Here is a 25,172-nt window from a genome sequence, read left to right as displayed (position 1 = left end):
CGCCCCTGTCGAGCGGTGGAGGGCGTCAGCCCTTCTGCATGACCTCGGGCTCGTGGCGGCGCTGGAGCCGCGTGATGACGATGCCGAGGACGACCGAGATCGCCACCAGTGCGCCGGCGTCGATCAGCAGCTGGCTGACGCTGTGCTCCCACAGCGGGTCGTACTCGGGGTTCTTGAAGTCCTTGTTCCACGGACCGAGCAGGCGCGAGAGGTCCAGCGTGGTGGCGACCATGCCGGTGCCCCAGCGGGCCGGCATCAGCCAGGCGGCCTGCTCCAGACCGGGCTTGCCGAAGATCTGGAAGAGGCAGCCGGTGAAGACGACCTGGACGATGGCGAACATGACCAGCAGCGGCATGGTCTTCTCGGCGGTCTTCACCAGCGCGGAGATCATCAGGCCGAACATCATCGCGGCGAAGCTCAGCAGGATCATGCCGATGGTCATCTCGATGAGCGGCATGTTCTTGACGATCAGGCCGTGCTCGGGGAGCTTGCGCGGCAGGAAGCCGACGGCGGAGATGATCGCGCCCTGGATCACGCTGAAGACGCCCAGCACGATGATCTTGGACATCATGTACGCCGAGCGGGACAGGCCGGTGGCCCGTTCTCGCTCGTAGATCGCCCGCTCCTTGATCAACTCGCGGACCGAGTTGGCCGCGCCGGAGAAGCAGGCGCCGATCGCCATGATCAGCATGATCGTCGCGGCCCCGCTGTTGATCCCGAGCTGGCTCTTCGGGTTCGGCGCCAGGCCCGCCGCGTTGGGGATCAGCACGCTGACCGCGCCGATGACCGCGGGCAGCAGCACCGACAGTGCGAGGAAGCCGCGGTCGGAGGCGAGCACGGACATGTAGCGCCGCATCAGCGTCCACAGCTGGGAGCCCCAGCTCTGCGGCTTCGGCGGCCGGACGGCCTCCTGGGCCACCTGCACGTGCTGCACCTCGCCCGCCTCCACGGTGGGGGCGGAGTACTGCTGGTAGTGCACCGAACCGCGGTAGCGGCCGGCCCAGTCGTGGTCCGGGTAGTTCTCGAAGGCCTGGAAGACGTCGGCCCAGGTCTCGTACCCGAAGAAGTGCAGCGCCTCGTCCGGCGGGCCGAAGTAGGCCACCGAGCCGCCCGGCGCCATCACCAGCAGCCGGTCGCAGAGCGCGAGTTCGGCCACCGAGTGGGTCACCACGAGGATGGTGCGGCCGTCGTCGGCGAGGCCGCGCAGCATCTGCATGACCTCGCGGTCCATGCCCGGGTCGAGGCCCGAGGTGGGCTCGTCCAGGAAGATCAGCGACGGCTTGGTGAGCAGCTCCAGGGCGACCGAGACACGCTTCTGCTGGCCGCCGGAGAGCGCGGTGATCTTGTTGTCGGCACGCTTGTCGAGGCGCAGTTCGTACAGCACCTCGTCGATCCGCGCCTCGCGCTCGCGGGCCTCGGTGTCGCCGGGGAAGCGCAGCCGGGCCGCGTACTTGAGGCCGGTGCGGACCGTCAGCTCCTTGTGCAGGATCTCCGACTGCGGCACCAGGCCGATGCGCGAGCGCAGTTCGGCGAACTGCTTGTAGAGGTTGCGGCCGTCGTACAGGACGTCGCCGCGGTCGGCCGGGCGGTAGCCGGTGAGGGCGCGCAGCAGGGTCGACTTGCCGGAGCCGGACGGGCCGATGACCGCGACCAGGGACTTCTCCGGGACGCCGAAGGAGACGTCGTTGAGCAGGACCTTCTTGCCGCTCTTGAAGTCGACCTCGACGGTCAGGTGGCGGGCGGAGAAGGAGACGGCGCCGTTGTCGACGAACTCCTGCAGCTGCTCGCCGACCAGGACGAAGCTGGAGTGGCCGACGGTCAGGCGGTCCTGCGGGCCCATCAGCTGACGCTGGACGCGCATGCCGTTGAGGAAGATGCCGTTGTGGCTGCCGAGGTCGACGATCTCGTACCGGCCGTCGGGCAGCTGGCGCAGCTCGGCGTGGTGACGGGAGACCTGGAGGTCGGAGACCACGATGTCGTTGTCGAGCGCGCGGCCGATCCGGACGGTGTTCATCCCGGCGCTCAGGCTGCGGATCATCGTCGGCTGCGGGCCGCCGGCGTCGTGCCGCGGGGCCTGCTGCTGGGCCTGCTGCTGGGGGAAGCCGCCCTGCGGGCCCGGCTGCGGGAAGCCCTGCTGCTGCGGGAAGGGCTGCGGCTGCGCCTGCGGCTGTCCGCCCCACTGCTGCTGGGGCTGCGGCTGCTGCTGCCCACCCCACTGCTGCTGGGGCTGCTGGGGCTGCTGCTGGACCGGGGGCTGCTGGGCCCACGGCTGCTGCTGGGCGGGCGCCTGGGGCTCCGGGGCGTGGGCACGGCTGGTGGCGGCCTCGTGCCAGGCGGGGGCCTGCGCGGCGGCCTGGGCGGGCGCCGAGAAGCCGAGCCGCGGCCCGTTCTCGGCGTTGCCGAGGTTGACCACGGCACCGGGGAAGAGCTGGGCCTGCATGGTGCGGGCGCCACCGGTGTACGTACCGTTGGTGCTCCCGTGGTCGTCGAGCTGCCAACCCGCCCCGTTGAAGGAGATGGTGGCGTGGTGCCAGGAGACCCTGGCGTCGTCGAACAGGAAGTCCGACTGCGGATTGCGCCCGATGGTGTAGGACCGCCCCGGCTCCAGAGTCCGCTGCTGCCCGTTGATCTCAATGACGAGTTGCGGCACTGCTCGCCCGCCCCGCTCTCTCGGTCCCCCGATTGTGGCCCCCGACCGGGGGTGCAATGATCCTGAATCTGACGGGCGAATCATTCCAGCCCGTCGCCCGTTGACGAAAGTCACCCCCGGTGACTGTGACCAGGCGGCAACGATTCGCGGACGGCCCCGCCACCACCCCCGGCCGTCACCTCTGCGCAACCGCCCGGTCACCGGGGTGGCGCGCGCCCGTTCCGCGCCTCCTCCACCGGCCCGTCCACGACGCGGACGGGTGCCGTGACCTCGCCGGACGCCCGGTAGCGTGGGAGGCATCATGAACGCATCGCCCTTGGCCGCCGAGCCGTTCCCCGCCCCGCAGCCCCGGACCGAGGACGAGCGCACCCTGCTCGTCAAGGTGTTCGGCAAGGACCGCCCCGGCATCACCGCCGGCCTCTTCGCCACCCTGGCCGGGTTCGGTGTCGACGTGATCGACATCGAGCAGGTCGTGACCCGTGGCCGGATAACGCTGTGCGCCCTGGTGACCCCGCCGGCCGGCGGCGCCCCCGGTGCCGAGGGCGAGCTGCGCTCCACCGTGCACCGCTGGGCCGAGGAGCAGAAGCTCCAGGCCGAGATCATCTCCGGCATCGGCGACAACCGGCCGCGCCGCGAGGGCCGCTCGCACGTCACCGTGCTCGGCCACCCGCTGACCGCCTCCGCCGTCTCCGCGCTCACCTCCCGCATCACCGCCTCGGGCGGCAACATCGACCGCGTCTTCCGGCTGGCCAAGTACCCGGTGACCGCGGTCGAGCTCGCCGTCTCGGGTGTCGCCACCGACGAGCTGCGCGCCGAGCTGGCCCAGGAGGCGGCCACCCAGCGGGTGGACATCGCCGTCGTCGCGGCCGGGCTGGAGCGCCGGGCGAAGCGGCTGATCGTGATGGACGTCGACTCGACCCTGATCCAGGACGAGGTGATCGAGCTGTTCGCCGCCCACGCGGGCTGCGAGGAGAAGGTCGCCGAGGTGACGGCCGCGGCGATGCGCGGCGAGCTGGACTTCGCCGAGTCGCTGCGGGCCCGGGTGGCGCTGCTGGCCGGCTTGGACGCCGCCGTGACCGAGAAGGTGCGCGCGGAGGTCCGGTTCACGCCGGGGGCGCGCACCCTGATCCGGACGCTCCAGCGGCTGGGTTTCCAGGTCGCGGTGGTCTCCGGCGGGTTCACCCAGGTCACCGACCACCTGGTGGAGCAGCTGGGGCTGGACTACGCGGCCGCCAACACCCTGGAGGTGGTGGACGGGAAGTTCACCGGCCGGGTCGTCGGCGAGATCGTGGACCGGGCCGGCAAGGCCCGCTGGCTCGCCCGCTTCGCCGAGCAGGCCAAGGTGCCGCTGGAGCAGACGGTGGCGATCGGTGACGGCGCCAACGACCTCGACATGCTGAACGCGGCCGGGCTGGGCGTGGCCTTCAACGCCAAGCCGGTGGTGCGCGAGGCCGCCGACACCGCGGTGAACGTGCCGTTCCTCGACACCGTCCTCTACCTGCTGGGCATCACCCGCGAAGAGGTCGAGGCGGCCGACGTGCTGCACGGCACTCCGACGGAGTAGCTCCCGCAGGGGCATGAGGGGCGCGGGGCATCGTCCCCGCGCCCCTCACGTGCATCCGGTCAGTCCTGCGGGGTGTGGTACGAGACCAGTGCGGCCACGCCCGGCTCGACGCCCTTCCACGAACCGCTGAAGCTGAGGACGGCGATCGCGGCGGTCGGGAAGCCGCCGAGCCGCAGCCGCTCCAGCGCGTCCCGGTCGCCCTCGTCCCCGGCCAGCACCTGGGTCAGCCCGAGCACGCCGGGGTTGTGGCCGACCAGCACCAGATCGGCGTACTCCTCCGGGGTCTCCTGGAGGACGGTGATGATCTCGCCGGGGCTGGCCTCGTAGACCCGGTCCTCGTACACCGTCTTCCGGGAGCGCTTCGGCAGCTCGTGCGCGGCGAGCTTCCACGTCTCCCGGGTGCGCAGGGCCGTGGAGCAGAGCACGTAGTCGGGGTTGATGCCGGAGTCGGCGAGCCAGCGACCGGCGTCCGGGGCCTGGTGGCGGCCCCGGTCGGCCAGCGGCCGCTCGTGGTCGTCGACGCCGTTGGGCCAGTCGGCCTTGGCATGGCGGAGAACGATGATCCTGCGGGGCGTGTCGGCGCTCATACCCAGCAAGCTTGGCAGAAAAGCCGCCGGGGGGCGCGATGCTCCCGGTCGCCGCCACCCTCAGGAGTGGAGGGTGCCATCATGCGGCGTTCGCCGGGGCTTCCCGTGCCGGCCAGCGGCAGGTCGCCGGACGGTCGGGCGCAGGTCGTGGGCGGTCGGCCCGGGGCCTCCGGACGGCCGCGGGAAGATCGCCGCTGGACGGCCGACAGGGTTCCGGGGCGGACGTCAGCCGAGGTTCTTGGCGACGGTGGCGACGATGATCAGCAGGACGACGATGCCGGCGATCGCCGCGGCGATCTGGCCGAGCTTCTTGTGGCCGTCGGTGGGGTTCGGTTCGAGTACGGGCATGACCGGATTCTCCCACCCCGGCCATGCCCGCCGGGAACCGGCCCCTCGGGTCGGGTCGCCCCTCGGGACGGGCCACCGCTCGGGACCAGTCACCCCTCGGGACGGGCCACCGCTCGGGACCAGTCACCCCTCGGGACGGGCCACCGCTCGGGACCAGTCACCCCTCGGGGCGGGTCGCCCCTCGGACCCGCCCGTCGTCCGTCGCCCGCGCCCGTCAGGCCTTGACGGGGGCCGCGGGGCGCACCGCCTCGTCCTCGATGTGCCGGGCCAGCGCCGCCCGCAGGCCGAACAGCATCTGCGGCACCAGCAGCAGCGCGAGGAAGCCCAGCGGCAGGTACCAGTCCCCGGTGGCCTGGTACAGCCGGCCGATCAGGATCGGGCCGGGGATGGAGATCAGGTAGCCGACGCCCTGGGCGAAGGCGGAGAGCTGGGCCACGCCGCCGGCGGTCCGGGCGCGCAGGCCGATCATGGTGAGCACCAGCGGGAACGCGCAGTTGGAGAGACCCACCAGGGTCGCCCAGACCCACGGCGCGGCGGCCGGGGCGAGGGCCAGGCCGGCGTACCCGGCGATGCCGCAGGAGGCGAGCACCACGACGAAGAGCCGCTGGTCGCCGCGGCGGGCGGCGAGGTTGGGCAGCACGAAGGAGACCGGGACGCCGATCACCATGGTCAGCGCCAGCAGCACCCCGGAGGTGCCCTCGGAGACGCCGGCGTCCTGGAAGATCTTCGGCAGCCAGCCCATCACCACGTACGCGCCGGTGGCCTGGAGGCCGAAGAAGCAGGCCATCGCCCAGGCCGTCCGGCTGCGGGTGATCGGCAGCCGGTCGGTGGCGGCGGCGCCGCCGGCCCGCTCGCCGCGCTCGCGCTTGACCACCAGGACCGCCAGCCAGAGCAGCAGCGCGACCCCGGCGAGCCCGGCCCAGACCCCCAGGCCGACCCGCCAGTCGCCGCCGAGCGCACCGGTCAGCGGCACGGTGACGGCCGCGGCGAGCGAGGTGCCCGCCGACAGCGACATGGAGTACAGGCCGATCATCGGACCGACCTTCTCCGGGAAGTAACGCTTGATCACCACCGGGATGAGCACGTTGGAGACCGCCACGCCCGCCAGCGCCAGCGCGGTGAGCAGCAGGAAGACCGCCGTCCCGCCGGCGAACGAGCGGGCCAGCACGCCCGCGGTGATCGCGCCCATGCCGGCGGTGATCACGGCGATCGGGCCGAGCCGCCGGGCCATGCCGGGCGCGGCGAAGCCGAAGAGCGCGAAGCAGAGCGAGGGGACGGCGGTGAGCAGGCCGGCGACCGTCGGGTTCATCCCGAGGTCGGCGCGGACCTGGTCGAGCAGCGGCCCGAGGCTGGTGACGACGGGGCGGAGGTTGAACGCGGCGGCGGCGATCGCGACGGCGAAGAGCCAGCCGAGGTACCTGCTCCGGGGTGAACGCGGCTGCTCGGTCTGCGGCCGGACCCCGGAGCGCGGGGCGGTGGTGGTGTCTACTGCGGGAGGCATGCGGGCCATCATAGAATGATGGGATGAATTAGCGCACCTTGGAATTGGCATGATGTCCCGACCCCCGGAAACACCGTCCGACCCCCGCAGCACCGCCCGACCCCCGTAGCACCGCCCGCCGAACGCCAACCCACCCACCGGCCGCCGCCCCCACCGTCGCCGACCGAAGCCGCAAGGAGTCCCCGTGGCGCTGTCCTCTCCGAGGCGCACCCCGCTGTCCGACCAGGTGATCGCGCAGCTGCGCGCCCAGATCACCTCGGGCGAGTGGCCCGTCGGCTCGCGCATCCCCACCGAGGCCGCCCTGGTCGAGCAGCTCGGCGTCGCCCGCAACACCGTCCGCGAGGCCGTCCGCGCCCTCGCCCACAACGGCCTGCTGGACATCCGCCAGGGCTCGGGCACCTACGTCCTCGCCACCAGCGAGCTGGCCGGGGTGATGCACCGCCGCTTCGCCGACGCCGACCAGGCCCAGGTCGCCGAGCTCCGGATCACCCTGGAGACCTCCGCCGCCGGCCTGGCCGCCACCCGCCGCACCGACCGCGACCTCGCCCTGCTCGACGCGGCCCTCGCCCGCCGTGAGGAGGCCTGGCAGTCCGGCGACGCCGAGGACTTCGTCCAGGCCGACGCCGCCTTCCACCAGGCCGTCGTCGCCGCCGCCCACAACGACGTCCTCGCCGCCCTCTACGCCGACCTCGGCGAGGTCACCCGCGCCCACCTGCGCCACGACGTCGGCCCGGAGCTGATCGCCGAGCGCTACCTCGGCCACGACGAGATCCTCGACGCCATCCGCGCCGGCGACTCCCAGCGCGCCTCCTTCGAAGCCGGCCGGGCCATCGGCGCCTGCGCCCCCACCGACTCCTGACCCCGGGGCCCGGGCCCGCCCCCCGGGCCCTGGACCCACCGGCCGACGACCCGCACGGCGGCACCGACGCCCGTCACCCCGGCGGGCACGGCGGCCGCCCACCATCCCCGGCCGATCAGGACCTCACCACCGCAATCCCGCCCTCGACGTCCGCGCGATCCACTCGTCACTCCCCGCGGCGAGTCGGGCACAGGGCGTACCGACCGGCGGTGACGTACGAGTGAGGGCGGCGGTTCCACGTGTACGGAACGTCTTCCCGCGGCCGGGTTTTGGCGTGCTAACGTCCCGTGGAAAAATTTGCTGGCGGTCAAGGGCCGGCCAAGGACGGGCAAAGCGGGGAGATTCGATGGCTGATCCGGACGCGAAGCCGGGCGGGGTTCCGACGCAGGTGTCGACGGGTGCGCTCGACAAGGCCGCCACCTCGCTGGACGGCATCGCCAACGACAGCACCGCCGCGGGCAAGACGGCCGACGAGGGCACGGCGGCCGCGGCGACGCAGCTGAGCGGCTGGGACACCGCGGGGGCGCTGCGCGGGGCGCTGCAGGAGTGGCACGAGCAGGTCGCGCAGCTCAACGGACGCCTCAACCAGGAGGCCGGGATGATGCGGCAGACCCACACCAACTACGTCAGCGTCGAGCACGGCATCGCGTCGTCGTTCACCGGAGGGGCGTGAGCATGCTCGGGTTCGAAGACGTCATGAAGGCCGACCTGTCGGGCATGGCCAAGGCCGCCGCCGACTGGACCGAGATGGCCCGGAAGTACGAGGCCGTCCAGCACCGGCTGGAGAACGAGGTGCTCTCGGTCACCGGCAACGGCGGCCTCTGGCTGGGCTCCACCGCGTCCGCCGCCAACCAGCACGTCCTGTTCACCAAGCAGCAGACCATCGACGCGCAGACCGAGGCGAAGGCCGTCGCCTCGATCATCACCGACGCGCACGGCGACTTCGAGTCGGCGCAGAACAAGCTGAAGCAGACCGTCGAGGACGCCCGGAACGACGGCATGAAGGTGACCGGCACCGGCACCGTCGTGTTCGACGTCGCTGCGCTCGACCCCGCCACCAAGGCCGCCTACCGCCACGAGCCGGACTACCAGCGCGAGCGGAACGAGGCCGCCGGCAGGTGGGCGCAGAAGATCAAGGTGTACCTGGAGGAGGCCACCGCCGCCGACCAGCGGGCCGCCCTCAAGCTGCGCCGCGCGGCGAAGGTCGGCGACCTCGTCAACCAGTTCAACGGCCAGGCGGTGGGCGGCGGTGACGTCGCCGACGGCACGCGCGCCGCCGAACTCGCCCAGCGGCTCAAGGACGGCGGCAAGCTCAGCCCGGAGGAGCTCGCCGAGCTCAACAACCTGATGAAGGCCAACTCGGGCAGTCCCGAGTACGGCCGGACCCTCCTGACCGCGCTCGGCCCGGAGGGCACCCTGCTGCTCGCCGACGAGCTGGAGCTGCGGATCAACGACCGGGACGGCAAACTCAAGGGCGAGTACGGCGAGTTGCAGACCAACCTCGCCAACACCGTCGCCGGTGCCACCCGTGACCCGAAGAGCCCGTTCTACCAGGAGTTCCGCAAGGGCCTTCAGGAGGCCGGGGTCAAGAACATCAACAAGCGCCACTTCGGCGGCGGCGCGGAGCCGATCTACGGCTACCAGACCCTCGCCACCCTGCTCCAGCACGGGAACGCCGGGTACGGCAAGGAGTTCCTGAACGACCTCGGCACCGACATCGTCAACGCCGAGCGGGGCGACAAGAACCGCTGGTCCTCGCACCAGTTCAACGGCCCGCGCCCGGACCTCGTGCACGACCCCGTCGACGGCGTACTGAAGCTGATGGGCCAGAACCCCGAGGCCGCGACCATGTTCCTGGACCCGAAGTCGCCCGGCGCCGACGACCGGCTGAAGTACCTGCTGCGCGACCGCGAGTGGCCGACCTCGTACGTCAACACCCTGTACGGCCCGCCGATCATGGACAAGACCACCCACCAGGCCGGGCTCGCCGCCGCGTTGGAGGCGGCCGCCACCGGCGACGTCCCCGGCGAGGGCACCCACCACGGCGGTCCGCACACCCCCGCGCAGGCCCGCGTGATGCAGGGCGCGATCGACGCGCTGGACGCGGACGGCAAGGGGGCCGAGGTCCACGAGGACCTGCGCCGGCCGCTGGCCAACGCCCTCTCGGACTACGTGGACGACACGCACCGGATCCTCAGCGAGCACGTCAGCAACGCCGCCCACGACGGGGCCTGGGAGGAGAACGGCGCCGGCCACCTCGGCGGCACCAGCGACCACCTGGTCCGGGTCATCCGCGGCGTCTCCGAGGAGCCCGAGGCGTACGCCACCCTCTACAACGCCGAGCGCGCCAAGTCCGCGGAGATCATCTCCGGCCTGCCGGCCGACCCCCGGGTCAACGACGGCGACCGGACGCTGCCCGGCCAGCGGGTCGGCACCGCGCTCGGGGCGTACGACGCCGTCCGCTCGTCCGTCTTCCTGGACGAGAAGGACGACCGGATGGAGTGGGCCGAGAAGACCGGCGAGCTGGTCTCCTCGATCAGCGGCACCGCGACCGGCTTCATCCCCGAGGCCGGCGACGTCGTCGGCGGGCTGGCCGACCAGGGGATCAACTCCTGGGTGGACCACGTCAAGGAGGAGGCCCAGCACAAGGGCAACCTGGACACCTCCAACGGGCATCAGGCCAGCCTGACCCAGAGCAAGCAGATGGTCCTGGAGTGGGGCACCGACCACGGGTACGGCGAGAACGCGCAGATCGTCGACCAGATCTCGGCGTCCATGGACACCGGCCACGACACCGGGTACAACAACGCGGCGATCGCCCTCGGACGGAACGGTCAGAAGTGAGCCCCTCCCGCCGCGCCCGGCGTGTGCTGCTGATCGTCGTCCCGGTCCTCGTCCTCGCCCTGGGGGCCGGCGGCTACGCGGCCTGGCGCTACACCGACCTCTTCACCCCGGACCGGCTCTGCGGGGGCGCCGTCGCGACCGGGGACGTGCAGAAGGTGCTGGGCGGCGGGAGGGTGAAGGTCGTCGACAGCAGCTTCTCGAAGGACCGGGCCGACCCGCAGGCCGCCTGCATCATCGACGTCGGGGAGGGCGGCGGGACGGCCGCCGAGCTCACGCTGCGGACCCACCGGGTCGACGCCCTCGACCGCGACGTCACGGTCGACCCGGGGATGTCCCAGCCCGACCGGGGACCGGTCGGCGCGTTCTCCAACGGCACCGGCTGGCTGATGCTGCCGCCCGGCTGCCGGCTGCCCGTCCGCGACCGTGACCGCCTGGCCGCCCGGGACGCCGACGTGCTCACCGTGGACGTGCACCACCGCGGGGAGCTCGCCGACTGGCAGGACGTGCCCGCCAAGGAGACCCCCTCGCCCGAGACCCGGGCTGCGCTCGCCCGGCTGGCCGCCGGGTTCGGGGCGGCGGTCGCGAAGTCCTCCGGCTGCGGCACGGCCGACGTGCCGGACGTCCACCTGACGGCGGCCGGCACGTCCTGGCAGCCCGCCGTCGACGGGCAGCTCTGCGGCCTGCCGGGCACGGGCACCGGCACCGGCGCCCAGGGCCTGGTCCAACGGGTCAGCGACCCGGCGGCGCCGATCCGGACCTGCTGGGTCTACGACGGGACCCTGAACGAGCCCGCGATCCGGTTCACCAGCAGCACCGCGGCCCGGTACCCGGCGCTCGTGGCCGGGCCGGAGTCCCTCGACAAGCCCCTGCCGGCGGGCTGGCGGGGCAAGGGCTCGGACAGCGTCGTGCTCGCCCCGTGCGGGAACGGCAACGTGTTCCTCCACCTGGCCGGGCGCGATCCCTACCTCGACCCGGCGGTCCCGACCCGCGACACCCCGCTGTTCCGGTCCTGGGCCGACGCCACCGGCACCGGGCTCGGCTGCGGGCCCCTCACCCCGGGGTGACCCGCCCGGCACGCTCGGCGTGACCCGTACAGCACGCTGCCCGGCACCCCTCGCGGGGGTACCGGGCAGCGGCGTACGTGCGTGCGGACCGTCAGGCGCCGATGGCGTGCAGGCCGCCGTCCACGTGGACGATCTCACCGGTGGTCTTCGGGAACCAGTCCGACAGCAGGGCGACGACACCGCGGCCGGCCGGCTCCGGGTCGCTCAGGTCCCACTTCAGCGGGGAACGGGCGTCCCAGGTGGCGGCGAGGTCGCCGAAGCCCGGGATGGACTTGGCGGCCATCGAGCCGATCGGGCCGGCCGAGATCAGGTTGCAGCGGATGTCCCGCTCGCCCAGGTAGCGCGCCAGGTAGCGGTTGGTCGACTCCAGCGCGGCCTTGGCCGGGCCCATCCAGTCGTACTGCGGCCAGGCGAACTGCGCGTCGAAGGTCAGGCCGACCACCGCGCCGCCGTCCTGCATCAGCGGCAGCAGCGCCATGGTCAGCGACTTCAGCGAGTACGCCGAGACGTGCATGGCGGTGGCCACGGACTCCCACGGGGTGTCCAGGAAGTTGCCGCCCAGGGCGTCCTGCGGGGCGAAGCCGATCGAGTGGACGATGCCGTCCAGGCTCGGCAGGTGCTCGCGGACCTTGTCGGCGATGCCCGCCAGGTCCTCCTCGCTGGAGACGTCCAGCGACAGCACGGTGACCGGCTTCGGCAGCTTCTTGGCGATCCGCTCGGTCAGGCTCGGGCGCGGGAAGGCGGTGAGGATGATCTCGGCGCCCTGCTCCTGGGCGAGCTTCGCGGTGTGGAACGCGATGGAGGACTCCATCAGCACTCCGGTGATCAGGATCCGCTTGCCCTCAAGGATTCCACTCATGTTCAGTGACCCATGCCCAATCCGCCGTCGACGGGAATGACGGCTCCAGTGATGTACGCGGCCTCGTCCGATCCGAGGAACCGCACGGTGGAGGCGACCTCGGCGGGCGCCGCGTAGCGGCCCAGCGGCACGCCCGAGACGATCTCCGCGCGGCGCTCGTCACTGAGCACTGCGGTCATGTCGGTGTCCACGAAGCCGGGGGCGACCACGTTGACGGTGATGTTGCGCGGGCCCAGCTCGCGCGCCAGCGAGCGAGCGAAGCCCACCAGGCCGGCCTTGGAGGCGGCGTAGTTGGCCTGGCCCGGCGAGCCGGACAGGCCGACCACCGAGGAGATCAGCACGACCCGGCCCTTGCGGGCGCGCATCATCAGCTTCGAGGCGCGCTTGACCACCCGGAACGTGCCGGTGAGGTTGGTGTCGACGACGGAGGTGAAGTCCTCCTCGGACATGCGCAGCAGCAGGGTGTCGTGGGTGATGCCGGCGTTGGCGACCAGCACCTCCACGCCGCCGTGCTTGGCCTCGACCTCGGTGAACGCCGCGTCCACCTGGGCGGCGTCGGTGATGTCGCAGCGCACCGCGAGGACGTCGTACTTGGCCAGCTCCGCGGGGACCTCACCCGAGCGGCTGGTGATGGCGACCTTGTCGCCCGCCTCGGCGAAGGCCAGGGCGATCGCGAGGCCGATGCCCCGGTTTCCTCCGGTGACGAGAACCGAGCGGCTCAACGATCCACCTCTCTCCGTAAGTGTGCGCACGTCGGAATGCGTACGCAGTGTGACGCTATCGGTCGTCCCGGGGCTCGGACGCATCGGTCTCCCACAGCGCCGCCCCGGAGGAACTGTCGCAATCCGACAATCCGTGCCCATGCCGGTTCCCCGGATCCCACACCGGGCCACACCGGCACCGTACCTCCACCGCCGGTGCCGTTGTGGCCTCCCGCGGTCCCCCCGGGCCCCCGCCGCCGCCGCTCCCCCCGCCCCACCGGGCCCGGTGCCGCACGGCGCCGGCGGCCCGGCCGGCCCGCCGGGAACACGCGCCGCGGCGTACCCGTTCCCCCCGGTGGTGCGGGACCACCGGGGCCGACCGCACCGCTTCCCTGGAAGGGCCCCGGCGGCCCGGCGATTCACGGGGCCGACGAGCGAAGGCAGAGCGCGGATGATCGAGGGACTGCCCGGTACCACCAACCGACGCGGACGACTGCTGGCCCTGGCCGCCCTGGCCGCAGGCGCGGGAGCCGCCGCCTGGGCCCTGCGCGACCTGCCGGCCGCGTTCGGACGGCGGCCGGACGGCGGGCGCGAGGAGCGGGTGCGCGACTCGCCGCAGTACCGCGACGGCGTCTTCCACAACGCGCCGTCCACGGTGGCCCGCGCCAAGTCCACCCCCGACTTCGACCGCGACACCGTGCGCCGGATGCTGTTCCAGCGCGAGGGCCGGGTACCCGCGCACCCGGTGCCGACCGTCCGCCCGCCCGGCGGGTCGCGCCCGGCCGCCGAGGGCGTGGAGATCACCTGGTACGGGCACGCCTCGGCGCTGGTCGAGATCGAGGGCACCCGGGTGCTGCTCGACCCGATCTGGAGCGAGCGCTGCTCCCCGTCGGCGCACGTCGGCCCCAAGCGGCTGCACCCGGTGCCGGTGGAGCTGGAGGAGCTGCCGCAGGTCGACGCGGTGCTGATCTCGCACGACCACTACGACCACCTGGACATGGCGACGGTCAAGCGGCTGGTCCGCAGCCAGTCGGCGCCGTTCGCGGTGCCGCTCGGCATCGGCGGGCACCTGCGCCGCTGGGGCGTCCCGGAGCACCGGATCATCGAGCTGGACTGGGACGAGACCTGCAACCTCGGCGAGCTGGCGGTCACCCTGACCTCGGCCCACCACTTCTCCGGCCGCGGCCTGACCCGCAACACCACGCTCTGGGGTTCCTGGGTGATCGCCGGACCCACCCGCAAGGTCTTCTACACCGGGGACTCCGGCTACTTCGAGGGCTACGCGAAGATCGGCGCGCAGCACGGCCCGTTCGACGCCGCGCTGGTCCAGATCGGCGCCTACGACGCGGCCTGGGCGGACATCCACATGACCCCGGAGGACGCCGTCCTCGCCCACCGCGAGCTGAACGCCGGCCTGCTGGTCCCCGTCCACTGGTGCACCTTCAACCTGGGCCTGCACCCGTGGTCCGAGCCGATCGAGCGCCTGCTGGCGGAGGCCAAGCAGCAGGCCGTGCCGCTGGCGGTCCCGCGCCCCGGCGAGCGCGTCGACGTCGACAACCCGCCCGAGCTGGACGGCTGGTGGGAGAGCGTCGTCTGACGCCCGCACCGCGGCGGCCCGGCCGGGCGGCGGGCCGGTCGGCGGGCCGGTCCCCCGGGCCCGGCGTCAACCGACGCGTGTCACCGGGGAAATGCGCTGGCCGAAACCCTGTCCACGGGCAATGATGCGGTGCGGGTACCCCTGTCCGGGGCCGCCCGCACCGCCGCCCCTCCGACCAGGGAGCCCGATTGCCTCCGATCCCCCCGAGCAGCAGTGCCGGCGCCGCGCACGGGCGCGCCGTCGACCCGCTGTTCCTCGCCTACCCGCTGCACGCCCTGGCCGACGCCGCCCTCACCCGGGCGCGTGAACTCGGCGCCGAACACGCCGACTTCCGGCTGGAGCGGGTCCGCAGCGCCTCCTGGCGGCTGCGCGACGCCCGGCCGGCCGGCACCTCCGACAGCGTGCAGCTCGGCTTCGCCGTCCGGGTGCTGCTGGACGGCGCCTGGGGCTTCGCCGCCGGGGTGGACCTCACCACGGCCGCGGCGGCGAAGGTCGCCGAGCAGGCCGTCGCGGTGGCCCGGCTCTCCGGCGGGATCAGCCGGGCGGCCGGGTCGAAGGAGCGGGTCGACCTGGCGGACGAGCCGGTCTACCCGGACGCCACCTGGGTCTCCGCGTACGAGGTGAACCCCTTCGAGGTGCCGGACGCGGAGAAGACGGCGCTGCTCGCCGACTGGAGCTCGCGGCTGCTGGCCGCCGAGGGCGTCTCGCACGTCCAGGCCACGCTGCTGACGGTGCAGGAGAACAAGTTCTACGCCGACACCGCCGGCACCGTGACCACCCAGCAGCGCATCCGGCTGCACCCGACGCTGGAGGCCACCTCGGTGGACGAGCGCACCGGGGCGTTCGACTCGATGCGCACCCTGGCCCCGCCGGTCGGGCGCGGCTTCGAGTACCTCCGGGGCACCGGCTGGGACTGGGACGCCGAGCTGGCCGAGCTGCCCGTCCTGCTGGCCGAGAAGATGAAGGCCCCGAGCGTCGAGGCCGGCCGCTACGACCTGGTGATCGACCCGTCCAACCTCTGGCTGACCATCCACGAGTCGATCGGCCACGCCACCGAGCTGGACCGGGCGCTCGGCTACGAGGCCGCCTACGCCGGCACCTCCTTCGCCACCTTCGACCGGCTGGGTTCGCTGAAGTACGGCTCCGAGCTGATGCACGTCACCGGCGACCGCACCGCCGAGCACGGCCTCTCCACCATCGGCTACGACGACGAGGGCGTCGCCACCCAGTCCTGGGACCTCGTCAAGGACGGCGTCCTGGTCGGCTACCAGCTGGACCGCGGGATGGCGAAGCTGAAGGGCTTCGACCGTTCCAACGGCTGCGCCTTCGCCGACTCCCCCGCGCACGTCCCGGTGCAGCGGATGGCCAACGTCTCGCTGCAGCCGGCCGCCGGCGGCCCCGACACCGAGGGCCTGTTCGCGGGCGTGGAGAACGGCCTGTACATCGTCGGCGACCGCTCCTGGTCGATCGACATGCAGCGCTACAACTTCCAGTTCACCGGCCAGCGCGCCTACGCCATCAGGAACGGCGAACTCGCGGGCCAGGTCAAGGACTTCGCCTACCAGGCCACCACCACCGACTTCTGGGGTTCGATGGCGGCCGTCGGCGGCCCGCAGACCTACGTCCTCGGCGGGGCCTTCAACTGCGGCAAGGCGCAGCCCGGCCAGGTCGCGGCGGTCAGCCACGGCTGCCCCTCGGCGCTGTTCCGCAACGTCAACGTGCTCAACACCCAGCAGGAGGCGGGTCACTGATGGCCGCGATGCAGCCCCACGAACTCGTCGAGCTGGCGCTCGGCCTCTCCCGCGCCGACGGCTGCGTGGTGATCGCCGACGAGGAGTCGACCGCCAACCTCCGCTGGGCCGGCAACGCGCTCACCACCAACGGCGTCACCCGGGGCCGCCGGCTCACCGTGATCGCCACGGTGGCCGGCGCCGAGGGCACCGCCTCCGGGGTGGTCGCCCGCGAGGCCGTCGTTGCGGACGAGGTGGAGAGCCTGGTCAGGGCCGCCGAGGAGGCCGCCCGGGCGGCCGGGCCGGCCGAGGACGCCCAGCCGCTGGTGGCCGACCGGCCGTCCTCGCCGGACTTCACCCGGCCGCCGGCCGAGACCTCGATCGACGTCTTCGCCGACTTCGCGCCCGCCCTCGGCGAGGCCTTCGCCCGGGCCGGCGCGCAGGGCGAGCTGCTGTACGGCTTCGCCCGGCACGAGCTCGTCTCCAGCTACCTGGGCACCTCCACCGGCCTGCGGCTGCGCCACGACCAGCCGACCGGCACGGTCGAGCTGAACGCCAAGACCGCCGACCTCTCGGGCTCGGCCTGGGCCGGCGCCGCCACCCGGGACTTCACCGACGTGGACGTCACCGACCTGCACGCCCAGCTGACCAGGCGGCTGGCCTGGGGCGCGCGCAAGGTCGACCTGCCGGCCGGCCGGTACGAGACGCTGCTGCCGCCCTCGGCGGTGGCCGACCTCATGGTCTACCTGAGCTGGTCCTCCGGCGGCCGGGACGCCTTCGAGGGGCGGACGGTGTTCTCCAAGCCCGGCGGCGGCACGCGGATCGGCGACAAGCTGGCCAAGCTGCCGCTGACGCTGCGCTCCGACCCGGCGGAGCCGGGCCTGGAGTCGGCGCCGTTCGTGCTGGCGCACTCCACCGGCGGGGACTCCTCGGTCTTCGACAACGGCGTGCCGCTGACCGCCACCGACTGGATCCGGGACGGCGAGCTGGCCGAGCTGATCACCACCCGGCACTCGGCCGGCCTCACCGGCCTGCCGCTGAAGCCGGCGATCGACAACCTCGTCCTGGAGACGGCCGACCAGGAGGCCGCGCCGACCCTGGACGAGATGATCGCCCGCACCGAGCGCGGCCTGCTGCTCACCTGCCTCTGGTACATCCGCGAGGTGGACCCGGCGACGCTGCTGCTCACCGGCCTCACCCGGGACGGCGTCTACCTGGTGGAGAACGGCGAGGTCGTCGGCGCGGTGAACAACTTCCGGTTCAACGAGTCGCCGGTCGAGCTGCTCGGCCGGATCACCGAGGTGGGCCGCACCGAACGCTGCCTGCCGCGCGAGTGGAGCGACTGGTTCACCCGGGCGGCGATGCCGCCGGTGCGGATCGCGGACTTCAACATGAGTTCGGTCAGCCAGGCCTCGTAGCCCGGCTGCCGGGGAAGGATCGAAACGGAGTGGACGAGAAGGTCACGGTCAGGACCAGCAAGATGCTGGCGCGCATCCTGCGGCACGAGCCCGAGCGGATCGGGGTCACCCTGGACGCGGCCGGCTGGGTCCGGGTGGACGTCCTGCTGGCCGCGCTGGCGGCCAAGGGAAAGCGGCTGTCCAGGGCCGAGCTGGACCACGTGGTGGCGACCAACAACAAGCGCCGGTTCGCCTACTCCGACGACGGGCTCTCGATCCGGGCCAGCCAGGGGCACACGGTGGCGGTCGACCTCGGTCTGGCCGCCGCCGAGCCCCCGGCGGTGCTGTTCCACGGCACCGCCTCCCGGAACCTGCCGTCGATATTCCGTGAGGGCCTGCGGGCGATGGCCCGGCAGGACGTCCACCTCTCGGCCGACACCGACACGGCGACCCGGGTCGGTGCCCGGCACGGCCGCCCGGTGGTGCTGTCGGTCGACGCCGCGGCGATGGCGGCGGCCGGCCACGAGTTCCGGATCAGCGCCAACGGCGTCTGGCTGACCGACGCGGTGCCGCCGGAGTACCTCTCTCAGCCCTGACGGGCGCGTGTCCCCCGGACCCGGTCTCGTCGCCGGCCCCCTCGCGGCGTACCGTGAGGAGGCCGCGCGGCGAGACGCGCGGTCGCGTGGACGAGGGCGGTAAGGACATGGGCAAGAGCGCCGGCGGTGGAGAGGTCCACCGGATCACGGGGGCGCGCAGCAGCCTCACCGAGGACGTCCGCGGGCGGCAGCGCCGCTACGTGGCCTCGATGCTGCTGCGCACGGCCTGCGTGCTGCTGGGGGTGATCCTCTGGGACGTCCAGCGCTGGCTGGCGCTCGTGGCGCTGGTGGGCGCCGTGCTGCTGCCGTACTTCGCGGTGCTGATAGCAAATGCGGGCAGGGAGCGGGCGCCGGGTCTGCCGAGCACCTTCGACGTGCCGCCGGACGTGCCGCTGATGCTCGGCCCGGGTGGTTCCGGTGGGGCTGGTGCGTCGCAAGGTACGGATGTGGCAAAGGGTGTACCCACCAATTCTCCACAGAATCCGAGCTGACTGTCCGTTTTATGAGGGTTTTCACCAACCCCTCGGGTAGAAAGCTCAAAAGAAGCTCAGATTAATCATGCAAGACCTCCCCATCCGGGTCTCCTGCCGTGACATACTGCGTACGCGCTCCGCATCCCCCGTCGGAGCGACGGACCGACGCCGGGCGGCTCCCCCCGTGGCTGCCCGGCGTCGCCATGCCCTCCCCCGGACGGCAGGAGGCCCGCCTCCGGGCACGTGAGGGGTCGCGTGAAAGACTGGCGGTGCAGACCCACCCGCCAGCACCCGAGGACGACCTGATGGATTCGCCGGACTCCCCGCAGACGCAGACGCAGACCCCGGTCTGCTCCGCCAAGGGCTGCCGGGCGGACGCCCGCTGGGTCCTGGTCTGGAACAACCCCAAGCTGCACACCCCGGACCGCCGCAAGACCTGGGCGGCCTGCGAGGAGCACCGCGAGCACCTGTCGCAGTTCCTCGGTGTGCGCGGCTTCCTCAAGGAGGTCGTCGCCTTCGCCGACTGGACCCCCGAGGACGGCGCCTAGCTCCCCCGGGGCCGCCCCGGTCCGGCACGCCGCCACCTCTGTCCGGTACGCCGCCCGGCCGTCGCCGGGCCCTCGTCGGGCCGTCGCTCAGCCGCCGATGGCCGACATCGGGCGGTCGGGCTGGAGGAACTCCGGGGCGTCGATCCCGGCCCCCGCCTTCTTGCCCCACATCGCCGCACGCCACAGCTCGCCGATCTCGGCGTCGGTGCCGCCCGAGCGCAGCGCCGTCCGGAGGTCGGTCTCCCCCGTCGCGAAGAGGCAGTTGCGCACCTGCCCGTCGGCGGTCAGCCTGGTCCGGTCGCAGGCCCGGCAGAACGGCCGGGTGACGGAGGCGATCACGCCCACCCGGCCCGGGCCGCCGTCGACCAGCCAGCGTTCGGCCGGCGCCGCGCCGCGGCGGGCGGAGGGCTCGGGGGTGAGCGTGAAACGGCCGGCGAGCCGGTCCAGGATCTCCTCGGCGGTGACCATCGCGGAGCGGTCCCAGCCGTGCTGGGCGTCCAGCGGCATCTGCTCGATGAACCGCAGCTCGTAGCCGCGCTCCAGGCACCAGGCGAGCAGTCCGGGCGCCTCGTGGTCGTTGACCCCGCGCATCAGCACGGCGTTGAGCTTGACCGGCGTCAGTCCGGCGGCCTCGGCGGCGGCCAGCCCGTCCAGGACGTCCTGGTGGCGGTGGCGGCGGGTGAGCGTGTGGAAGGTGTCCGGGTCGAGGGTGTCGAGCGAGACGTTGACCCGGTCCAGGCCGGCGGCCTTCAGTGCCGCGGCCGTCCGGGCGAGGCCGATCCCGTTGGTGGTGAGGGAGAGCTCGGGGCGCGGTTCGAGCGCCGCGCAGGCGTCCACTATGCCGACCAGTCCGGGCCGCAGCAGCGGCTCGCCGCCGGTGAACCGGACCTCCCGCACCCCGAGGTCACGGACGGCGACCGTCACCAGCCGGACGATCTCCTCGTCGGTGAGCAGGTCCGGCTTGGCCAGCCACTGCAGGCCTTCCTCCGGCATGCAGTAGGTGCAGCGCAGGTTGCACCTGTCCGTGAGGGAGACCCGCAGGTCGACGGCCTGCCGGCCGAACGTGTCGAGGAGCACGGCGGTCCTTCCCGGATTGTGCGGCCGGCCCCGGGAACGCGGCCGGCCCGGCCGCCGCAACCGGCGGGCCGGGCCAGCTTAGTCACCGCCCCCGTGTCAGTGGGCGCCCAGTCCGGTCAGCGAGCGGACCTCAAGTTCAGCGTACTTCGCCGGGTCGGCCTTCTCCCCGGAGAGCAGGGTCCCGATCCAGCCCGCCAGGAATCCGACCGGGATGGAGACCAGGCCGGGGTTCTCCAGCGGGAACCAGTGGAAGTCGGAGTGCGGGAAGAGCGAGTTCTTGCCGCCGGAGACGACCGGCGAGAACAGCACCAGCGTCACCGAGGTGATCAGGCCGGCGTAGACCGAGCTGACCGCACCCGTCGTGTTGAACCGCTTCCAGAACAGCGAGTACAGCAGCGTCGGCAGGTTGGCCGAGGCGGCGACGGCGAAGGCCAGCGCGACCAGGGCGGCGGTGTTGAGCTTCCCCGCGAAGAGGCTGAGCACGATGGCGACCGCGCCGATCGCGACGGCGGCCCACTTCGCCGAGAGCACCTCCTCCCGCTCGGTGGCCTTGCCACGCCGGATCACGTTGGCGTACAGGTCATGGGCGAAGGATGCCGAGGAAGCGAGGGTGAGGCCGGCCACCACGGCCAGGATGGTGGCGAAGGCGACCGCGGAGATCACCGCCAGCAGGATCGCGCCGCCGGTGGTGCCCGCGCCGCCGCCGAGCTCCTCGGCCAGCTGCGGGGCCGCGGTGTTGCCGGCCGCGTTCGCCGCCTTGATCGCCTTGGGCCCGACCAGCGCCGCCGCGCCGAAGCCGAGCGCGAGGGTCATCAGGTAGAAGCCGCCGATGATGCCGATCGCCCAGAGCACGGACTTCCGTGCCGCCCTGGCGGTGGGCACGGTGTAGAAGCGGACCAGGATGTGCGGGAGCCCGGCGGTGCCGAGGACGAGAGCGATCCCGAGGCTGATGAAGTCGAGTTTGCTGGTGCCGTTCGCGCCGTACTTGAGCCCCGGCTCCAGGAACGCCGCCCCCTTGCCGCTGGCACTGGCGGCGGCGCCGAGCAGCTCGGAGGGGTTGAAGTGGTACTTGGCCAGCACCAGGACGGTCATCAGCGCGGTGCCGGCGATCAGCAGCACGGCCTTGATGATCTGCACCCAGGTGGTGCCCTTCATCCCGCCGATCACCACGTAGACCACCATCAGCGCGCCGACCGCCACGATGGTCGCCTGCTTGGCCCGGTCCCCGCTGACGCCGAGCAGCAGGGCCACCAGCGTCCCGGCACCGACCATCTGGGCGAGCAGGTAGAAGATCGACACCACGATGGTGGAGATGCCGGCGGCGGTGCGCACCGGGCGCTGGCGCATCCGGAACGCGAGCACGTCCGCCATGGTGTAGCGGCCGGAGTTGCGCAGCGGTTCGGCGACCAGCAGCAGCGCGACCAGCCAGGCGACCAGGAAGCCGATCGAGTAGAGGAATCCGTCGTAGCCGGAGAGCGCGATGGCGCCGGCGATGCCGAGGAAGGAGGCGGCGGACATGTAGTCGCCGGAGATGGCCAGACCGTTCTGGAAGCCGGTGAAGCTGCGGCCGCCGGCGTAGAAGTCCGCGGCGTCCTTGGTCTGCCGCCCCGCCCAGACGGTGATGGCCAGGGTTGCCAGCACGAAGAACCCGAACAGGGTCAGCGTGAGCGGGCGGTGCTCGGTGGCGGTACTGGCGAGCGTCATCATTCGGCGGCCTCCCGGGGGGCGTGGACCACGGCGCCGCGCGCCTCGCGGATCGCGGCGGCGGCCGGGTCGAGCCGCCGGTCCGCGTAGCGCGCGTACCAGGCCGCGATGGCGAAGGTGGTGACGAACTGCAGGAGCCCGAGGACCAGGGCGACGTTGACGTGCCCGGCCACCTTGGTGCCCATCAGGCCGGGCGCGTAGCAGGAGAGCAGGACGTAGAGCAGGTACCAGAGGACGAAGCCGATGGTGACGGGGAACGCGTAGCTCCGGAACGAGCTCCGCAGTGTTCGGAACTCCTCGCTGTCTTCGATGAGTTCGACTTCCGTAGGGGCAGTGGTGATCGGCGGCGAATCCACTCTGTCTCTCCTCACTCCTTCGGCGTACGGTCGCACAAGGGGAACGATCGAACGTGAGGGGCGTCACAATCCGGGTGCGCGCCGCGCAATGCTAGGAGCGTCGTGCCCGCCCCGAAAGGGGTTGACCGCGATCAGCCAGCCGTTCACCCCTTAGCACTATCCAATTGGCTGAAATCAGACCATCCCCCCGGACCCTGAGGTGTACGAGCGACCCCCATCCGTCCTGTCGGCGCGCGGTGGTAGCCTCCAGCAACTCATGTGATCTTCATAAAGTCATGCCTTTTCGCGCACATCGAGGCGCGCGCCGTCAGTTCTGCAGCGCCACCGAGGTACTGACACCGCATCTCCAGGGGGGAACCCACCATCGTGAACCGCAGCACCCGCGCGGCACGGCTACTCCTGATGCCGCTCCTGGCATCCGCCCTCGCCCTCACCGGCCCACTCCCCGCCGCCTCGGCGGCGCCGACGGCCCCGACTGCCGACCCGGCCTTCCTGCCCGAACTCGTCGTCCCCGGGCAACCGTTGCCTCAGCCGCGGACGGAGGAACTGATCGGGGCCGGCGCCACGGGGTTCCTGCACCGAACCCGTGACAATCGGTACGCGTGGACCGCGTACGAGACGGGCGCGACCGTATACACCACCGAGTTCTCGGATACCTACCGCTTCAACGACCCCATCTGGCACGGTGTGGGCAGCGACGTCATCATCAAGTCCGTTCCCCGAATGGACACCTTGGACTGGCAGCTCAAGGACACAGCGGCCAATACCACCGTCACGGTGACCTCTCCCCGGACAGACTCCCCTGCGGGAATCTACGGCGACGCGCTGCTCACCCAGACTTTCGTCCCGGAAAATCCCAACAGCGGAACCCTGAAGATCAGCGCCCTGACCTTCAGGCGAGCGGACGCCTCCGGTGCCACGGTCTCCGTTCCTGTCATTGGCTGGCCCGACGCTTCCGGAGCGCCGGGCCGGATCCGCTTCCTCGGCGGTGACGCCAGGGAAGCCGCTCTGGGTTTCAACGACGCCGCTGGCAAGTACAGGATCGCTCTGGCTGATACGCACACCGGTGCTCTGCGGGTCTCCCCGGCGGTTGCTGCCACAGACTCGGCGATCTCCTGGTGCCCGGGCGCAAGTGCCGTCGGCATCAACCGCATCGCCTGGGTCGCCAACGACTGTAATGTCCATCTCCTGGCCCGAGCCGATCTGGCAGCCGTCGAGACCGTGCTGCCCTTTGGATCCGCTCAGAAGCCCGAGGCGCTCGGTATTTCCGGTGACTGGCTGCTGAGTGTCGCCCACCCCGACGGCAGCGACGCCAACTCCCCGACCCCGGTTCAGAAGGAGCTGAAAGCCAGCCTGATCCCCTCTAGCGGGACAACCGTGACGCTGATGTCGCATGCGTCGCCGACCATGACTCAGGCCCCGGACGGCACCGTCCTTGTCGAGGGCGGCGACAACTCCTCCGACTGGCGCGTGCGTCGAATCACGGGCGTCGGAAACGCCCCGGCCTCGGTCTCAGCAACCGGGTACCGAGTCGAACCGGATGCCTACAAAGTCGTCACCCTCGACCTTTCGGAGAACGTGCTCACGACCGCCGAGGCCGGCAGCGCCGTCGGCCAGGGCTTCGAGGAGCGCCAGATCACCCTCGGCGGGGCACCCACGGTTGGGGCACGTATGCCCCTCGGCACCGACCTGTATCCGTACCCTTCCCAGCTCTGCATGGCCGGCTCCGATGTGTGCAACACGATGGTGGGCACTGGTGATGGCCGGGTGGTCCATCCCGGCGCCCACGGCGGCCTGGTCGTCCGCCAGGGCCGGACGGCCAGGGCGGTCAACCTGCCTCCGGGCCTGCCGGCACAAGGCCTCGTGGAGGCCAGCGGCCGCTACGTCCTGGTCAACACCTCGACCTACCAGCACCCCGGGCAACTCGTGGTCGACCTCGACAGCCCGGTGCCCGGCGCCCAGGTGGCAACGGTGAGCAGCTACTCCGCCACGATCGACGAAGTTACGCTCTACTCCCCCGGCACCAATTCGGGTGAAATCACCGCTTTCAACCTGGCGACCCGGCAGACCTGGACCGTCCAGACCGGCAGAACGTGCGCGATCACCCGCCTCAAGTCCTCCCGCGGCTGGCTGTACTGGAGCTGCGACGCCCAGCAGCTCGCCGGAGTGCTGCGCCCGGCGTCCGGCAGCGTCATCGATGTCCCGTCGGGCGCCGCCGCGATGGGCGACGGGTTCCTCCTCTACACCGACCTCGGCAGCTGGAGCAGGGTGGTGGACTTCCACACCGGCACTCCGTCCACGAGCAAGATCAACGCCAACGTCAGGGCCGACGGCCACTCGAGCCCGTGGAGCGTCGACCGCTTCGGTAGCGGCCTGGCGTTCGCCGATGAGCTAAGCAATCTTCACCTGGTCTCGGTCACCGCGGCCGACCACGGCACCACCTTCACCAGCGTCAGCCCCGACCGCCTGCTGGACACCCGCAGCGCCGTCGGCCGGGCCGGCACCGACAAGGTCCCCGGCCGCAGCACCGTGGCCGTCCAGGTGACCGGCCGCGGCAACGTCCCCGTCGGCGCCAAGGCCGCCGTGCTCAACGTCACCGCCACCGAGACCGACGGACCCGGACACCTGATCGCCTGGGCCAGCGGCTCACCGCAACCCACCTCCAGCAACCTCAACTGGACCGCCAGCGGCGTCACCACCCCCAACCTCGTCATCGT

The 25,172-nt window shown here is 72.1% G+C and carries 21 protein-coding genes; 12 read left to right on the top strand and 9 right to left on the bottom strand.

The window, feature by feature from the left end; genetic code table 11:
* Positions 1-25 precede the first annotated feature (25 nt).
* On the bottom strand, positions 26-2,650 hold the full coding sequence (locus ACFC1F_RS08050; protein ID WP_376156484.1) for an FHA domain-containing protein: 2,625 nt from the start codon (positions 2,648-2,650) through the stop codon (positions 26-28).
* Between the two features lie 301 nt (positions 2,651-2,951).
* Here ACFC1F_RS08050 and serB point away from each other — a divergent pair, with 301 nt between their 5' ends.
* Complete coding sequence (gene serB / locus ACFC1F_RS08045) at positions 2,952-4,214, top strand: phosphoserine phosphatase SerB (protein ID WP_209411834.1); 1,263 nt, start codon at positions 2,952-2,954, stop codon at positions 4,212-4,214.
* A 59-nt stretch (positions 4,215-4,273) separates the two neighbouring features.
* On the opposite strand, the gene ACFC1F_RS08040 is transcribed toward serB, so the two are convergent.
* The 3 genes from ACFC1F_RS08040 to ACFC1F_RS08030 all read right to left on the bottom strand — a co-directional run bounded on the left by ACFC1F_RS08040 (position 4,274) and on the right by ACFC1F_RS08030 (position 6,650).
* Positions 4,274-4,801 (bottom strand): histidine phosphatase family protein, encoded by a 528-nt coding sequence (locus ACFC1F_RS08040; protein ID WP_209411833.1) that lies wholly within the window; start codon positions 4,799-4,801, stop codon positions 4,274-4,276.
* 225 nt (positions 4,802-5,026) lie between these two features.
* On the bottom strand, positions 5,027-5,149 hold the full coding sequence (locus ACFC1F_RS08035) for an SGM_5486 family transporter-associated protein (RefSeq protein ID WP_376156482.1): 123 nt from the start codon (positions 5,147-5,149) through the stop codon (positions 5,027-5,029).
* A gap of 214 nt (positions 5,150-5,363) precedes the next feature.
* A complete protein-coding gene (locus ACFC1F_RS08030) occupies positions 5,364-6,650 on the bottom strand; it encodes a CynX/NimT family MFS transporter (RefSeq protein WP_376156481.1) in 1,287 nt (428 codons plus the stop codon).
* A 184-nt stretch (positions 6,651-6,834) separates the two neighbouring features.
* On the opposite strand from ACFC1F_RS08030, the gene ACFC1F_RS08025 reads away from it, so the two are divergent.
* The 4 genes from ACFC1F_RS08025 (at position 6,835) to ACFC1F_RS08010 (ending at position 11,417) form a co-directional block, all read left to right on the top strand.
* The gene (locus ACFC1F_RS08025; RefSeq protein ID WP_209411831.1) at positions 6,835-7,509 is read left to right on the top strand and encodes a FadR/GntR family transcriptional regulator; all 675 of its coding nucleotides are present in this window, start codon (positions 6,835-6,837) and stop codon (positions 7,507-7,509) included.
* 346 nt (positions 7,510-7,855) lie between these two features.
* The gene (locus tag ACFC1F_RS08020) at positions 7,856-8,182 is read left to right on the top strand and encodes a hypothetical protein (protein ID WP_209411830.1); all 327 of its coding nucleotides are present in this window, start codon (positions 7,856-7,858) and stop codon (positions 8,180-8,182) included.
* 2 nt (positions 8,183-8,184) lie between these two features.
* Positions 8,185-10,353, top strand: a complete 2,169-nt coding sequence (locus tag ACFC1F_RS08015; RefSeq protein ID WP_376156479.1) for a DUF6571 family protein — start codon at positions 8,185-8,187, stop codon at positions 10,351-10,353.
* Positions 10,350-11,417, top strand: a complete 1,068-nt coding sequence (locus ACFC1F_RS08010; protein ID WP_376156477.1) for a hypothetical protein — start codon at positions 10,350-10,352, stop codon at positions 11,415-11,417. Before ACFC1F_RS08015 ends, ACFC1F_RS08010 begins: the two co-directional genes overlap by 4 nt.
* A 91-nt stretch (positions 11,418-11,508) precedes the next feature.
* Here the strand turns inward: ACFC1F_RS08010 and fabI are convergent, their stop codons facing one another.
* A complete protein-coding gene (gene fabI / locus ACFC1F_RS08005) occupies positions 11,509-12,276 on the bottom strand; it encodes an enoyl-ACP reductase FabI (protein WP_148642395.1) in 768 nt (255 codons plus the stop codon).
* A 2-nt stretch (positions 12,277-12,278) separates the two neighbouring features.
* Positions 12,279-12,998, bottom strand: a complete 720-nt coding sequence (fabG, locus tag ACFC1F_RS08000; protein WP_148642396.1) for a 3-oxoacyl-[acyl-carrier-protein] reductase — start codon at positions 12,996-12,998, stop codon at positions 12,279-12,281.
* A 430-nt stretch (positions 12,999-13,428) separates the two neighbouring features.
* On the opposite strand from fabG, the gene ACFC1F_RS07995 reads away from it, so the two are divergent.
* The 6 genes from ACFC1F_RS07995 to ACFC1F_RS07970 all read left to right on the top strand — a co-directional run bounded on the left by ACFC1F_RS07995 (position 13,429) and on the right by ACFC1F_RS07970 (position 19,318).
* Positions 13,429-14,574, top strand: a complete 1,146-nt coding sequence (locus ACFC1F_RS07995) for an MBL fold metallo-hydrolase (protein ID WP_376156475.1) — start codon at positions 13,429-13,431, stop codon at positions 14,572-14,574.
* 197 nt (positions 14,575-14,771) lie between these two features.
* Positions 14,772-16,325, top strand: a complete 1,554-nt coding sequence (locus ACFC1F_RS07990) for a TldD/PmbA family protein (protein ID WP_376156498.1) — start codon at positions 14,772-14,774, stop codon at positions 16,323-16,325.
* Positions 16,325-17,722 carry a metallopeptidase TldD-related protein gene (locus ACFC1F_RS07985; RefSeq protein ID WP_376156474.1) on the top strand — a complete coding sequence of 466 codons (1,398 nt, stop codon included), beginning with the start codon at positions 16,325-16,327 and terminating at the stop codon, positions 17,720-17,722. Before ACFC1F_RS07990 ends, ACFC1F_RS07985 begins: the two co-directional genes overlap by 1 nt.
* 29 nt (positions 17,723-17,751) lie before the next feature.
* Positions 17,752-18,297, top strand: a complete 546-nt coding sequence (locus ACFC1F_RS07980; protein ID WP_209411825.1) for an RNA 2'-phosphotransferase — start codon at positions 17,752-17,754, stop codon at positions 18,295-18,297.
* A 107-nt stretch (positions 18,298-18,404) separates the two neighbouring features.
* Positions 18,405-18,788 (top strand): DUF3099 domain-containing protein, encoded by a 384-nt coding sequence (locus ACFC1F_RS07975; protein ID WP_209411824.1) that lies wholly within the window; start codon positions 18,405-18,407, stop codon positions 18,786-18,788.
* A 287-nt stretch (positions 18,789-19,075) separates the two neighbouring features.
* Positions 19,076-19,318, top strand: coding sequence for a hypothetical protein (locus ACFC1F_RS07970; RefSeq protein ID WP_376156473.1), 243 nt, complete (start codon positions 19,076-19,078; stop codon positions 19,316-19,318).
* An 87-nt stretch (positions 19,319-19,405) separates the two neighbouring features.
* Here the strand turns inward: ACFC1F_RS07970 and moaA are convergent, their stop codons facing one another.
* From moaA to ACFC1F_RS07955, 3 genes are all read right to left on the bottom strand, one after another.
* Positions 19,406-20,395, bottom strand: coding sequence for a GTP 3',8-cyclase MoaA (gene moaA / locus ACFC1F_RS07965; RefSeq protein ID WP_307853059.1), 990 nt, complete (start codon positions 20,393-20,395; stop codon positions 19,406-19,408).
* A gap of 96 nt (positions 20,396-20,491) precedes the next feature.
* Complete coding sequence (locus ACFC1F_RS07960) at positions 20,492-22,102, bottom strand: cation acetate symporter (RefSeq protein WP_209411821.1); 1,611 nt, start codon at positions 22,100-22,102, stop codon at positions 20,492-20,494.
* A complete protein-coding gene (locus ACFC1F_RS07955) occupies positions 22,099-22,455 on the bottom strand; it encodes a DUF485 domain-containing protein (protein ID WP_307853058.1) in 357 nt (118 codons plus the stop codon). The genes ACFC1F_RS07960 and ACFC1F_RS07955 overlap by 4 nt, the downstream gene beginning before the upstream one ends.
* A gap of 366 nt (positions 22,456-22,821) precedes the next feature.
* Between ACFC1F_RS07955 and ACFC1F_RS07950 the strand changes: the two genes are divergently transcribed.
* Positions 22,822-25,172: hypothetical protein (locus tag ACFC1F_RS07950; RefSeq protein ID WP_376156471.1), on the top strand; the 2,351-nt coding region annotated here is incomplete at its 3' end.

This window comes from Kitasatospora sp. NPDC056181 (assembly GCF_042266225.1).
Lineage (GTDB): Bacteria > Actinomycetota > Actinomycetes > Streptomycetales > Streptomycetaceae > Kitasatospora.
Note: the sequence above shows the minus strand (reverse complement) of the source record. Positions and strands in the feature narration are given on the sequence as shown.